Raw genomic sequence first — 12,656 nt, forward strand, 5'->3', positions numbered from 1 at the left:
TTCGAAAAAAGATTGAATGAGTTCAATTTTTAAGTCAACATGAATTCTGAAGACATTCAATATTTGGAACGACACCCGTGACAGGCCCCTTACCGACCGGCCCGCAATCCGTAGGCCCCTACACACCAGCCCGCCGGCCAACCGGGCTGCGTGCCCGCCAGAAGGCCGATCGCAACCGGCGCATTCTCGAGGCGGCCACGGCGCTTTTTCGCGAGGTGGGCTATGATGCGGCCCGCATCGAGGACATCGCGCTGCGCGCCGAAGTCTCCGTCGGCACCTTCTACAATTACTACGCCAACAAGGGTGACATCCTCGTGGCGACCGTCTCCATGGAAGTGGAGGAGGTGCTGGATGCCGGCCGTTCCGTCGTGGACAATCCCCCGCCCTCGGTTGCCGAATCCATCCATGCGCTGGTCAGCTGCTACTACGACCACTCGCTCGTCTATCTCAGCAAGGCCATGTGGCGCACCGCCATGGCCATCTCGATCCAGCAGCCGGAAAGCCCCTTCTCCCGCCGCTATACCGAACTCGACGGACGCCTCTGTGATCAGGTCTCCTCTCTCATGGAGCATCTGCAGGGGCGCGGAACGATCCGCATGGGGCTCGACGCGGCCGCGCTCGGCCAGATGGTCTTCAACAATCTCAACATGATGTTCATCGAATTCGTGAAGGACGAGGAGATGACGATCGGCGCCCTGAAGGCTGCCGTCGCGCGGCAGAATGCGCCGCTTGCAGCGCTCGTCACCGCCGACCCGGGCAGCCCGGGTCCGTTTTCCACCGGAAGGACGAGTGCATGACGGATACGACGCAACAGCATGCCGATATGAACGGCCTCATGGCGGCAGCGGATGCCATCGTGACGGCCTTCGGGCGCCATGACCGCGACACCTATTTCGCAGGCTTCGCGCCGGAGGCGACATTCCTTTTCTACACGCTGGAAGAACCGCTTGCCTCGCGTGCTGCCTATCAGCAGCAGTGGCAGCGCTGGGAGGAAGACGACGGATTTCGCGTGCATGCCTGCCGCTCAACCGACCGGCTGGCCCGCATCGTCGGCGACACCGGCATCTTCGTCCACCGGGTGGAAACGGATCTGGAAATGGGGGGCGAGCGCCTGACCAGCCAGGAACGCGAGACGATCGTTTTCCGGCGCACCGATGCAGGCGGCTGGCTCGCCATCCACGAACATCTCTCCGCGGGTTGAGCCAACCCGAACCGCGGCGCATGAAAAAGGCCGCCCGGAAACCGGAGCGGCCTTTTCGTTTTAGCAAGAGCGAAGTCTCAGAGAACGCCGAACACGATGGCGGAGACAAAGGTGAAAGCGGCAAGGCAGACAACGACCGGAACGATCGCGATCTTCGGCGCCTTACGCCCGGTCAGGGCGGCGCAATTCGTATAGGAAACCGACAAAGCCTGACGATGAACCTGCATGGAACCTCCTGCCAATCTGACAGCCAAAAGACTGCCTTGGAATTGTCATAATCCTTATCGCCCAATCTCGACCCGATTGATAGAGATTATTTTGCGCGTGACGCGCTATCCGTAAAAAATCCGTGCTCGACCCTTTGTTCCTGGCCGCCGCCATCACGGTCTCGCGACAGGCGGGCGCAGACCCTGCCACTCGGCCTGAGAGGCACCTTTAACGAATAGGGCGGAAGGCAGCTTCGGACCGACGAAAATTTGAGGAGACAAGCCCTGACTTTATGCGGCGCTTGCCTATATCGTCATGCGAGCGTGTGTGTTTTGCTCCATGGGCCACGACCGGTGATCGGGACGGAAGGGATCTCAAGCGGGGCGTGCTGCCGTGATCCAGCCGCCGGGTCGTCGGCCAGACGACCTTTTCCCGGAAGCCTCGCCGAGGGAGCATGCCGCCAGCAAGCCCGCCAAGAGACCGTGCCAAGAGAGTGTGCATGAACGATCCGCTGTTTCCCGCCCTGACGACGCCAATCTCTGGAAACCTGGGCAATGGCGAGATGCGGCGCCTCATTGCAAATCATCCCTGGGAGACGACCGAGCTTGGACCCATCGCGTCCTGGCCGCCGACCCTTGCGGTGACGGTCCGCACCATCCTCGCCTCCTCCGTGCCGATGACGCTGCTTGTCGGCGCACGCGGCCTGCTGATCTACAATGAGGGCTATGCGACGATCTGCGGGCGCAAGCATCCGGCCTGCCTCGGCAAGTCCGTGTTCGACGTCTGGCCGGAAGTGCAGGATTTCAACCGTAGCATCATCGAGACCATCGCCCGTTTCGAGACCGTCAGCTTCGAAAACCAGAAGCTGGTGCTGCTGCGCAGCGGCGTGCCGGAGGATGTCTGGTTCGACCTCGACTACAGCCCCGTCGTCGATGAGCGTGGCCAGGTGATGGCCGTCCTCGCCATCGTCGGCGAAACGACCAAGCGCGTGCAGGCCGAACAGGCGCTCGCGGCCAGCCGCGAACAGATGGAGCTGGCGCTGAGCTCCTCTTCCATCGTCGGCACATGGGACTGGCTGATACCCGAAAACCGCGTCGAGACCGACAAGCGTTTCGCGGCCCTGTTCGGCATCGATGACGGCGACCCGAACCAGCCGATCGAGCGTTTCCTCAATGCCATCCACCCCGAAGATCTGGAACGGGTCAAGGCGGCGATGACCACGGCGATGGAAACCGGCGCCACCTATTCCCAGGAATACCGTGTGCGCGCAGCCGATGGCACCAATCGCTGGCTGCTGGCGGAAGGCCGACCGCTGCTGGACGATACCGGCGCCGCTATCCGCTTCCCGGGCGTTGCCGTCGACATCACCAAACAGCGCCAGGCCGTTGACGACCATGCCCGTGCGGAAACCGCCTTCCGCACGCTCGCCGATGCCATGCCGCAAATGGTCTGGTCCACCCGGCCCGATGGCTTCCACGATTACTACAATGCCCGCTGGTACGAATTCACCGGCGTGCCCGACGGTACGACGGACGGCGAAGGCTGGAACGGCATGTTCCACGAGGAAGACCAGGACCGCGCCTGGTCGCTCTGGCGCCACTCGCTGGAAACCGGCGAGCCCTACCAGATCGAATATCGCCTGCGCCATCGCTCCGGCGCCTACCGCTGGGTTCTCGGCCGGGCGCTGCCCGTTCGCGACAGCACGGGCCGGATTACGCGCTGGTATGGCACCTGCACCGACATTCACGACGCCAAGATGGCAGCCGCCGAACGCGAGATCGTGGCGCACGAACTGTCACACCGCATCAAGAACATCTTCTCCGTGATCAACGGCATCATCAGCCTTCAGGCCCGCCAGATGCCGGAGATCCGCCCCTTTGCCGAACAGCTGCGCCGGCGCCTCGACGCGATGGGCCGCGCCCACGATTTCGTGCGCCCGCACAGCCGCGATTCCCGGCCGGTCGATATCGACAAGACGCTGATGGGCCTGCTGGACGAATTGCTTGCGCCCTTCTCCGAGGCCCGCGAACGTATCCTCATCGAAGGCGACGACATCGAAATCGGCGACAGTGTCGCGACGCCGCTGGCGCTCCTCTTCCATGAACTCGCCACCAACTCCGCCAAATATGGCGCATTGTCGGTCTCGACCGGGCAGCTCAACATCCGCACCCGCACCGAAGGAAGCACCTATGTGGTCACCTGGCTGGAGGAAAACGGGCCGCCCATCACCGAAACGCCCTCTGCGCAGGGCTTCGGCTCCCGCCTGATGGCCATCAGCGTCGAGGGGCAACTGGGCGGGCGCATCGAGCGCGACTGGGGACCGGACGGACTGAAGGCAACCATCAGCCTGCCGGTCGAGTCGCTGGTGCGCAGCGGCACGTTGCGAACCTGACACTTCGGGCGGTGACAGCGCGCCGCTCTATCGCCCGGAAGACCGGGACCGCGACGCATCGCCTGCATCCGGCGCGGCATCGCCGGCCGGCCACCAGCCATGGAAATGATGCACCGGCCCGCGCCCGCCACCGACCCTCAGCGCTCGACCGGCATCGAGCGCTGCCTGGAGATAGGCCTTTGCCTGTCGCACCGCATCGGTGAGGCAGAGCCCGCGGGCGAGCCCGGCCGTGATTGCCGCCGCCAGCGTGCAGCCCGTACCGTGATCGTTGGCCGTATCGATGCGGGGCGCCGTCAGCGTCAGGATGCCATCCGCCTCCACGAGATAATCGACGCAAAGCGGCCCCTTTCCATGCCCGCCCTTCATCAGGGCGCTTCCGGCGCCGGCAGCGAGCAACTGGGCGGCCTGGGCGCGAATGGCCTCGGGCGTCTGCGCAATGCTTCCGCCCGTCAGCAGTGCGGCCTCCGGAAGGTTCGGCGTCACAATCGCCGCGCGCGGCAGAAGTCTTTCGATAAGCACAGCGATCGCGTCCGGCCGCAGCAGCCGGTCGCCAGATGTCGCGACCATCACGGGATCGACGACGACAGGGCCCGCAAAAGCCGAAAGGCCCTCGGCGATCGCCTCGATCGTCTCTGCCCGTGACACCATACCGATCTTCACCGCCGCCACAGGCAGATCGGAAAACACCGCCCGCAACTGCGCGGCCACGATCTCGGGGGCGATATCCGCAACGGCTGTGACACCGCGCGTATTCTGGGCCGTCACCGCCGTAATGACGCTTGCACCATAGACGCCGAGCGCCGAGAACGTCTTCAGATCCGCCTGGATACCGGCACCGCCGCCGGAATCGGATCCTGCAATGGTCAGTGCAATCGCCGTCATGCCATCACCCCTCCCCGGGCCGTATCCACCGCCAGCCGCAGCGCGCGGGCGGCACCCGCCACGTCCGCCGCCCCGAAAATCGCCGAGATCGCCGCCACGCCATCGGCCCCCGCCGCCACCAGCGGCGGCACACGCTCCGGCGTGATGCCGGCAATGGCTCCGACAGGCAGGCGCGGTCGGGCAGAGCGGATCAGGGCACGCATCCCGGCAAAGCCGTCGAGCCCCACCGGCGGATCGGGATTGCGCTTCGATAGCGTCTCGAACACGCCGCCGATGCAGGCGTAGTCGATCGGCGCGATCCCGGCCGCCTGCGCCTCTACCGGCCGCTTCACCGTCATGCCGATGATGGCTCCTGGACCGAGCAGACGCCGCGCGGTCTCGATCTCCATGTCATCAGCCCCGAGATGCACGCCGTCGGCACCGGCCGCGAGCGCCACATCCACCCGGTCGTTGATGACAAGCGGCACGCCGGAGCCAGCAATGGCCCGCAAGATGATGCAAGCATTGTCCACCATCCGGCGCGTCGAACCCGTCTTGTCGCGATATTGCAGGATGGTCGTGCCGCCGCGCACCGCGGCCACCGCAAGGGCGGCAAGCTTTTCGGCCCCGTCTTCGTCTGCGTCCTTGATCAGCGACGCATCCAGAATGGCGTTCAGCCGGTAGTCGATGGGTCGTCCGGAAAGGCCGGAGGCGCCGGTCTGCGCCCCGTCACGCTCTGTCATCATGGATCCTCGCATGGGTCAGGAGATCGTCCGGCGACAGCGTCGCCAGCACATCGAGAAAGGCGATGCCGAAGCTCGCCGGCCCGCGCGCGCCGGGCGCGGCACGTTCGGCCGCCACTCCGGTCGTCGCAAGCGCTGCCGCGGCGGCCAGTTGTGCGTCCGGCTCGACCGCGAGAAAGGCGGCGATCACCGCACCGGCGAGACACCCCGTGCCCGTCACACCCGCCATCAGCGGATGGCCGTTCTCGACCCTCAGCGAGCGCGTGGCCGAAAGGAGCCGGTCCACTGGCCCGGTGGTGATCACTACCGCCGGGCCACCCTCCAGCCCTGCCCTCAGCCCGAGCGCCATCATCTCGGCCGCATTGCCACGGACGGCAGCGGGCCCAAGCATCGAGAGCTCCCGCGCAAAGGCGAGGCGGGCCGGCGAATAGTCGCAATGGACGGGATCGACAATCCACGGCTTTCCCGCCGCGACCGCAACGGACGCCGCCACGCCGATGGCCGCGCGCCGGGCCGCATCCAGCGTGCCGAGATTGACCGTCAGACTATCGGCCCGACGCACGAAGACGGCGACCTCCTCTTCCGACGATGTCATGGACGGGATGCCGCCGACCGCCGTCACGCCATCGGCGACGAATTTCTGTACCACGGTGTTCATGAGGCAATGCACGCGCGGCCGGCGCGTGCGGACCCTCTCCAGAAGCCTTGCCGCGACATCGGCATCGACGGGGGCGAGCGCGACGGTCACTTCGTCACCTCCACGGCGATATCCGCGACCGGCGGCGCCACGTCGATCAACCCGCTCTCGGCCATGAAGGCGCCGAAGCGGGCGTAGCGCGCCGTATCGAGCGCGGCTGGCCGCTTGGCAAACCGCGGCAGCGTATCGGTGAAGGCTTGCCGGTTAAGCCGGTCATCGAGGTCGGGATAGGCCTTGATGAACGTGGAAAGAGCCTCATCCGGATGGTTGGTCAGCTCGATGGTTGCCTTTTCCACAGCTGCCAGAAAGCGCGGCAGGCGCGGATCGGCCAACTTTGCCTTGTCGACGACATAGATCAGTTCGTCATAGGCGGGAACGCCGTGCTCCTCGGGATAGAAGGCGCGGCCCTTGTGGCCCTCGATATCCATCTGTGTCAGCTCGAAATTGCGAAAGCCGCCGATCGTCGCATCCACATTGCCGGCAATCAGCGAGGGGCTGAGGGAGAAGTTGACGTTGACGAGCGTCACGTCGTTCGCCGTCAGCCCTTGCGAACCCAGCATGCGCGACAGGAGCGCCGTCTCGAAGCCTGCGACGGAATAGCCGACCGTCTTGCCCTTGAGATCGGCAAGCGTCTTGATCGGCCCTTGAGCCAGCACCGTCAGCGTGTTCAGCGGCGTTTCCACCAGCGTGCCGATCCTGACGAGCGGAAGGCCGGCGGCGTGGTCGAGATAGAGGTTCGGCTGGTAATGGATGCCGATATCCGCCTCGCCCGCCGCCACCAGACGCGGCACCGACGACGGATCGGCCGGCGGCACCAGCGTCACGTCGAGATTCTCATCGGCGAAATAGCCCTTCTCCCTGGCGATCACCAGCGGCGCATGGTCGGGATTGACGAACCATTCGAGCATCACCGTCAGCTTCTCGGCGGCATGCGTGTCCGGTGCGGCGGCCAGCGTGGCGAGGAGAGCAAGGATGGCCGCCGGGAAAGAAGTCGTGAAAAAGCGTGTCATGCAGGGTCCAGTCTCCGGATCGGATGAAGGTCGAGGGTGTTGTCGCGCGCCCAGGGCGTGAGCCCGGCCGTCAGCCGATCCACGACAAGGCGTAGACCGACGCTCATGGCGGCAACGAGAATGAGGGCGGCAAAGAGTGTTGCCGTCTGCATGCGGGCATTGGCCTGCACCATCAGGAAGCCGAGGCCGGAGGAGGCCCCGACCCATTCGCCGACGACGGCGGCAAGCGGCGCGAGCGGCGCAGCGATGCGCAGCCCCGAGATCAGGGCCGGCAGCGCCAGCGGCACGCGCAGGCTGAGAAGCACCTGCAGCCGCGAGGCGGGTGTGAGCGCCGCCGCATCGATCAGCACCGGATCGGTGCGGCGAAGCCCATCGGCGAACGTCGAGGCAACGGGAAAGAAGATGACGAGCGTCGCCATGGCGATCTTCGAGGCAAGGCCGAAGCCGAACCAGATGACCAGCAGCGGCGCCAGCGCAAAGACAGGCACGGCCTGCACCACCATCAGCACGGGCCAGGCAAAGCGCCCGACCGCCGGCAGCGCCGCAAAGAGAAAGGCCGTTCCCGCCCCAAGCAGGCTGCCGGCCGCAAATCCCGCAAGCGCTTCCAGCCCCGTCGCACCTGCATGCAACGCAAGAGAGCCGCCCAGGCGAAAGAAGACGCCGAGCACATCGACAGGCGCCGGCAGCAGATAGGCGGGAGGACTGGCGAGCGACACCACGGCCTGCCACAGGGCAAGCATCAGCGTCAGCCCGCCGAAAGCATCGGCGGGGCGCACGGCTCAGGCACCCGCGCGGGAATGCTCGAAATCATGAAGCCGCTCCGGCATGCGGCAAGCGCCCGGCGGTTCCGTCAGTCCAGACATATAAGCCATTGTCGATCTCCCTGTCGTGCCACGGAGATCCAGGTGAAGCGGGGAATGGGAGATGAGCAGCAGCAGCCGCTTTTTTCCGTTCCTACGCCGGTATGACCCGGATCAGGTTCAAGGGTCCGGCTCACCGCCATCTCAGCATCGTTCGATGCCCCCCTCGGAATGCGCCCACCATCATGAGATTTGTCGCGGCTGTCAACTCTTTGCGTCAACAGGGCTTGACCTTCCCATGATGGGAACCCTTATCCATGGGAACGAAACCGCACAGACACCGCTTTGACCCCGTGCGGTCGCAAGCATGCAGGACCCGTCACGGCGATGGCCGAAGACGGGCAAGGAGACGACGATGGATATGGCGACGAGACCTGGCGGCCACGCAACAGGACAGACGATCCACCCTGTCGTCGGTGGACGCCCCGGCCACGCGCTCGCGGCCGATATCCCCGTCGAGGGCATGCACTGCGCCTCCTGCGCCGGCCGCGTCGAAAAGGCGATCCGTGCCGTGCCGGGCGTCGCCCAGGCGAGCGTCAATATCGCCACCCACCGTGCCACGGTCGAGTTTGCCGATCGCGCCGCCCTGCCGCAGGCGATGCCGGCCGTGATCGCTGCGATCGACGGCACCGGTTTTCGCCCTGTTCTGGAGGAGCGACGCTTCGCCGTCACCGGCCTGCACTGCGCCTCCTGCGTCGGCCGCACGGAAGCGGCCCTGCTTGCCGTACCGGGCGTGGCCTCCGCAAGCGTCAACCTTGCCGCCGGCACTGCTGCCGTTTCCACCACACCGACCACATTGCAATCCGACCTTGATGCGGCCGTGGCCGCTGCCGGCTTCGGCACGCTGGCACTTCAGGCGGAGCCCGGCAGGCCTGCCCTCGATCTCGACGCCCTGCGCCGCGCGGAGACGGATGCGCTCGGCCGCAGCATGTGGCTTGCGGCCATCTTGACGCTGCCGCTCTTCATCGTGGAAATGGGCGGCCACCTCTTTCCCGCCTTCCACCATGTCATCGTCAGTGCGCTCGGCGTCGAGCCCTTGCGCATCGCCGAATTCCTGCTCGCTACACTGGTGCTTGCCATCCCCGGACGCGAGATCCTGCGCCAGGGCATCACGAGCCTGATGCGCCGCGCGCCGGAGATGAACGCGCTGGTCGTGCTGGGCGCCGGCTCCGCCTGGCTCTATTCAACGGTCGCGACCTTCCTGCCGGGCCTGTTGCCGGATGGGCGCGCCGACATCTATTTCGAAGCCGCCGCCGTCATCGTCACGCTCATTCTCGCCGGACGCTTCCTGGAAGGCCGCGCCCGCGGCCGGGCGGGAGATGCCATCCGCAAGCTGGCGGGCCTTGCCCCGAAGACCGCCCGCCTTCGGCGTGACGGTGCCGAGGTCGATGTCGCGGTGGAAACCGTCCGCCCCGGCGACATCGTCCTCATCCGTCCCGGCGAGCGGATACCGGTCGATGGCATCGTGCGTGAGGGCCGCTCGCACGTGGACGAAGCCATGGTGACCGGCGAGCCCATGCCGGCGGAAAAGACGCCCGGCAGCCCGGTCGTCGCCGGCACCATCAATGGCAATGGCGCCTTCGCTTTCGAGGCCACCAAGGTCGGCGCCGACACGCTGCTCGCCCAGATCGTCCGCATGGTGGAGACGGCCCAAGGGGCAAAGCTGCCGATCCAGGGCCTTGTCGATCGCATCACCGCCCGCTTCGTCCCGGCCGTCATGGCTGCCGCGGCGCTGACCTTCATCGCCTGGCTCGTCTTTGCGCCTGAGGCCGGCATGGGGGGCGCACTCGTCAATGCGGTCGCCGTCCTCATCATCGCCTGCCCCTGCGCCATGGGGCTGGCCACGCCGACCTCGATCATGGTGGCGACCGGCCGCGCCGCCGAGCTTGGCATCCTCTTCCGCAAGGGCGACGCGCTGCAGCGCCTCCGCGACGTCGATCTCATCGCCTTCGACAAGACCGGCACGCTGACCGAAGGTCGCCCGGAGCTCACCGATCTCTGGACCGCCCCCGGCTTTGAGCGTTTGGAAGTGCTGGCACGTGCCGCAAGTCTCGAAAGCCGCTCGGAACACCCTGTCGGTGCGGCGATCGTCGCGGCAGCCAGACGGGAGGGCCTTAGCCTGTCGTCCGCCACCGGCGTCGAGGCCGATCCCGGTCTCGGCATCCGTGGAACGGTGGGTGGGCAGAATATCGTCGTCGGCGCCGCCCGCGCGCTGGAGGCAGCCGGCATTGATCTCTCCACCTTCGCTCTACAGGCCGAAAGCCTCGCCAGCGCCGGCCGCGCGCCGCTCTTCGTTGCCATCGACGGCAGCGTGGCCGCCATCGGCGCGGTGGCTGACCGCATCAAGCCGACGACCGCCGCAGCCCTCGCCGATCTCCGGCGCGTCGGCGTGAAGCTCGCCATGATCACCGGCGACAACCAGCGCACGGCGCAGAGCATTGCCGCGGATCTCGGCATCGACCATGTCGTGGCCGACGTCCTTCCGGGCGGCAAGGTGGCGGCCCTGGAAGAGATCAGGGCAAGGCTCGGCAGGGCAGGCCATGTCGCCTTCGTCGGCGACGGCATCAACGATGCGCCGGCGCTCGCCTCCGCGGATGTCGGCATCGCGCTCGGCACCGGCACGGACATCGCCATCGAAAGCGCCGACGTGGTGCTGATGTCGGGCGATCTGACCGCCGTCGTCCGCGCCGTCAGGCTCAGCGCCGCCACCATGCGCAATATTCGCGAAAACCTGTTCTGGGCCTTCGCCTACAATGTCGGCCTCATCCCCGTGGCCGCCGGCGCGCTCTATCCGCTGACGGGAACGCTCATGTCGCCCATGCTGGCAGCGGGCGCCATGGCCCTTTCCAGCGCCTTCGTGGTCGGCAATGCACTCCGTCTGCGCGCCTTTGCCGGCCAACCCGGGAAGGTGCCGGCATGAATATCGGCGAGGCAGCACGCCTCAGCGGCATCTCGGCCAAGATGATCCGCTACTACGAGGAAATCGGCCTGATCGTGCCCGACCGCATGCCGGGTTCGCAATACCGCGTCTATGGCACGGACGACCTGCACCGCCTCGGCTTCATCCGCCGCGCCCGCGATCTCGGCTTTTCGGTCGAGCAGATGCGCGTGCTGCTCGCACTATGGCAGGATCGAAGCCGCGCCAGCGCCGACGTCAAGGCCATCGCGCTCGACCATATCGCCGAGCTGGAACGCAAGCAGGCGGCCATCGCGGCGATGACGAAAACCCTGAAACACCTCGTCTCCGCCTGCCATGGAGACGACAGACCCGACTGTCCGATCATCGAAGATTTCGCAACCGGCCCGTGAGGCGAAAAATCAAATCGTTTCGCATGTGCAAAACGTAAATTTTTCGTCTAAAAGGTAAGGTTAACAATTGGTTGATATTGAAACGCGCCAAGAATGTGACATGCTGCATCGCATCATAAATCCGCAACTCCCGGCCGGACCCGAAAGGCTGGATGGCGGCAATAACGCTGAGGAGAAGTCAAGATGCAGACGCAGTACGTCGTTCTCGATCCGCTTGGCCCGCTGGCCGCCGACCCGATTGCGCTCGAAGATCGCCTGATGGAAATCGGCATGGAGCGCGAAGCTTTCGCCATCTCGCGCCGCAATGACGGTCGCACGCGTCTGGAATTCTGGGAGCCGGATCGCATCGAGGCGCTGCGTCTCCTCTCCCGCCTCGGCGGCCTGCAGGCCTGAGGCCTTCGAACCTGATCGATGTCAATCGCGCGCGGACCGTCCACACGGTGCCGCGCGCCTTTGCGTCCGCGCTTACTCAAGCCGTGCGGGAAAACCGTCGGCGCGAAGATCGGTGCCGACAGCATCTTCCAGCAGCTTGACGATCTGCGTCGACTGCGCGCCGCCGCCATAAGCCTGCTTGCCCTTCAGGAAGATCTCGTGGGTACGGCCGGCAAGTTCCAGCGGCACGGCGAAATCGCGACCGAAGGTCATGGCAAAGCCGAGATCCTTCAGCGCCAGATCCATGTTGAAGCCCACGTCGTAGCTGCCGTTGAGGATCAACTGGCCCTCGGTCTCGTGGACGAAACTGTTGCCGGAACTCGCCTTGATCGCCTTCCAGGACTGCGCCAGATCGAGCCCGCCGCGCTTGGCGAGCATCAGCGCCTCGCCATCGGCGACGAGGTGGATGAAGGCAAGCATGTTGGTGATGACCTTGATGACGGCGGCGCTGCCGAGCGGGCCCATGTAGAAGATCTGCTCGCCCATCGCTTCCAGCGCCGGCATGTGGCGATCAACGAGCGCCTTGTCGCCGCCGGCCAGCATCGTGATGCGCCCCTGCGCGGCCAGATGCACGCCGCCGGTCACCGGCAGTTCCATGGTCGAAACGCCCTTGGCTGCGGCCATATCCGCCAGCCGCAGGATTTCGTCGCGCCCGAGCGTCGACATCTCGATCCAGGTCGTTCCCGGCTTCGCCGTTTCCAGGATCTGGCCGAGCACCGCTTCGGAGACGGTCGGCGACGGCAGGCAGGTCAGCACCGCATCGCAATCGGCAGCCAGCGCGCCGGCACTGTCGGCCCAGGTCGCGCCGAGCGCCAGCAGCCGGTCAGCCGTTGCCGGATCGCGGTCATGCACCACGACCTCGAAGCCGCTCTTGCGCAGGCTGGCCGCCAGATGACCGCCGAGATTGCCGAGCCCGATGAAACCATAGCGCATTGCAGGACCTT

General features: G+C 65.9%; 13 protein-coding genes and 1 riboswitch. Of the genes, 6 read left to right on the top strand and 7 right to left on the bottom strand.

Features of this window, described 5'->3' with window-relative positions; all coding sequences use genetic code 11:
- Positions 1-146 precede the first annotated feature (146 nt).
- Complete coding sequence (locus ACED18_RS07510; protein WP_377291099.1) at positions 147-797, top strand: TetR/AcrR family transcriptional regulator; 651 nt, start codon at positions 147-149, stop codon at positions 795-797.
- Entirely contained in the window at positions 794-1,201 is a 408-nt protein-coding gene (locus tag ACED18_RS07515; RefSeq protein ID WP_377290514.1) for a YybH family protein, read from the top strand. Before ACED18_RS07510 ends, ACED18_RS07515 begins: the two co-directional genes overlap by 4 nt.
- 77 nt (positions 1,202-1,278) lie before the next feature.
- Here the strand turns inward: ACED18_RS07515 and ACED18_RS07520 are convergent, their stop codons facing one another.
- Positions 1,279-1,428, bottom strand: coding sequence for a hypothetical protein (locus tag ACED18_RS07520; protein WP_377290516.1), 150 nt, complete (start codon positions 1,426-1,428; stop codon positions 1,279-1,281).
- Between the two features lie 479 nt (positions 1,429-1,907).
- Here ACED18_RS07520 and ACED18_RS07525 point away from each other — a divergent pair, with 479 nt between their 5' ends.
- Positions 1,908-3,800, top strand: a complete 1,893-nt coding sequence (locus ACED18_RS07525; protein ID WP_377290518.1) for a PAS domain-containing protein — start codon at positions 1,908-1,910, stop codon at positions 3,798-3,800.
- A 27-nt stretch (positions 3,801-3,827) separates the two neighbouring features.
- On the opposite strand, the gene thiD is transcribed toward ACED18_RS07525, so the two are convergent.
- The 5 genes from thiD to ACED18_RS07550 are packed head-to-tail and all read right to left on the bottom strand — an operon-like array spanning position 3,828 to position 7,887.
- Positions 3,828-4,682 (bottom strand): bifunctional hydroxymethylpyrimidine kinase/phosphomethylpyrimidine kinase, encoded by an 855-nt coding sequence (thiD, locus tag ACED18_RS07530; RefSeq protein WP_377290520.1) that lies wholly within the window; start codon positions 4,680-4,682, stop codon positions 3,828-3,830.
- Positions 4,679-5,404, bottom strand: a complete 726-nt coding sequence (thiE, locus tag ACED18_RS07535; protein ID WP_377290522.1) for a thiamine phosphate synthase — start codon at positions 5,402-5,404, stop codon at positions 4,679-4,681. The genes thiD and thiE overlap by 4 nt, the downstream gene beginning before the upstream one ends.
- Entirely contained in the window at positions 5,391-6,152 is a 762-nt protein-coding gene (locus ACED18_RS07540; protein WP_377290524.1) for a hydroxyethylthiazole kinase, read from the bottom strand. Before ACED18_RS07540 ends, thiE begins: the two co-directional genes overlap by 14 nt.
- Complete coding sequence (locus ACED18_RS07545) at positions 6,149-7,111, bottom strand: ABC transporter substrate-binding protein (protein ID WP_377290526.1); 963 nt, start codon at positions 7,109-7,111, stop codon at positions 6,149-6,151. The genes ACED18_RS07540 and ACED18_RS07545 overlap by 4 nt, the downstream gene beginning before the upstream one ends.
- Positions 7,108-7,887, bottom strand: coding sequence for an ABC transporter permease (locus ACED18_RS07550; RefSeq protein WP_377290528.1), 780 nt, complete (start codon positions 7,885-7,887; stop codon positions 7,108-7,110). The genes ACED18_RS07545 and ACED18_RS07550 overlap by 4 nt, the downstream gene beginning before the upstream one ends.
- Positions 7,888-8,045: 158 nt before the next feature.
- A riboswitch (TPP riboswitch) is annotated at positions 8,046-8,148 on the bottom strand.
- 286 nt (positions 8,149-8,434) lie between these two features.
- Between ACED18_RS07550 and ACED18_RS07555 the strand changes: the two genes are divergently transcribed.
- The 3 genes from ACED18_RS07555 to ACED18_RS07565 all read left to right on the top strand — a co-directional run bounded on the left by ACED18_RS07555 (position 8,435) and on the right by ACED18_RS07565 (position 11,673).
- Complete coding sequence (locus ACED18_RS07555) at positions 8,435-10,891, top strand: heavy metal translocating P-type ATPase (protein WP_377291101.1); 2,457 nt, start codon at positions 8,435-8,437, stop codon at positions 10,889-10,891.
- Entirely contained in the window at positions 10,888-11,280 is a 393-nt protein-coding gene (gene cueR, locus ACED18_RS07560) for a Cu(I)-responsive transcriptional regulator (protein ID WP_377290530.1), read from the top strand. The genes ACED18_RS07555 and cueR overlap by 4 nt, the downstream gene beginning before the upstream one ends.
- Positions 11,281-11,463: 183 nt before the next feature.
- Positions 11,464-11,673: a hypothetical protein gene (locus ACED18_RS07565; RefSeq protein WP_377290532.1), complete on the top strand. Its 210-nt coding sequence runs from the start codon at positions 11,464-11,466 to the stop codon at positions 11,671-11,673.
- 72 nt (positions 11,674-11,745) lie between these two features.
- Here ACED18_RS07565 and ACED18_RS07570 read toward each other — a convergent pair whose 3' ends face one another.
- Entirely contained in the window at positions 11,746-12,645 is a 900-nt protein-coding gene (locus ACED18_RS07570) for an NAD(P)-dependent oxidoreductase (RefSeq protein ID WP_377290534.1), read from the bottom strand.
- Positions 12,646-12,656: the final 11 nt, after the last annotated feature.

It is taken from the genome of Rhizobium sp. SG2393 (genome assembly GCF_042610495.1).
Lineage (GTDB): Bacteria > Pseudomonadota > Alphaproteobacteria > Rhizobiales > Rhizobiaceae > RU20A.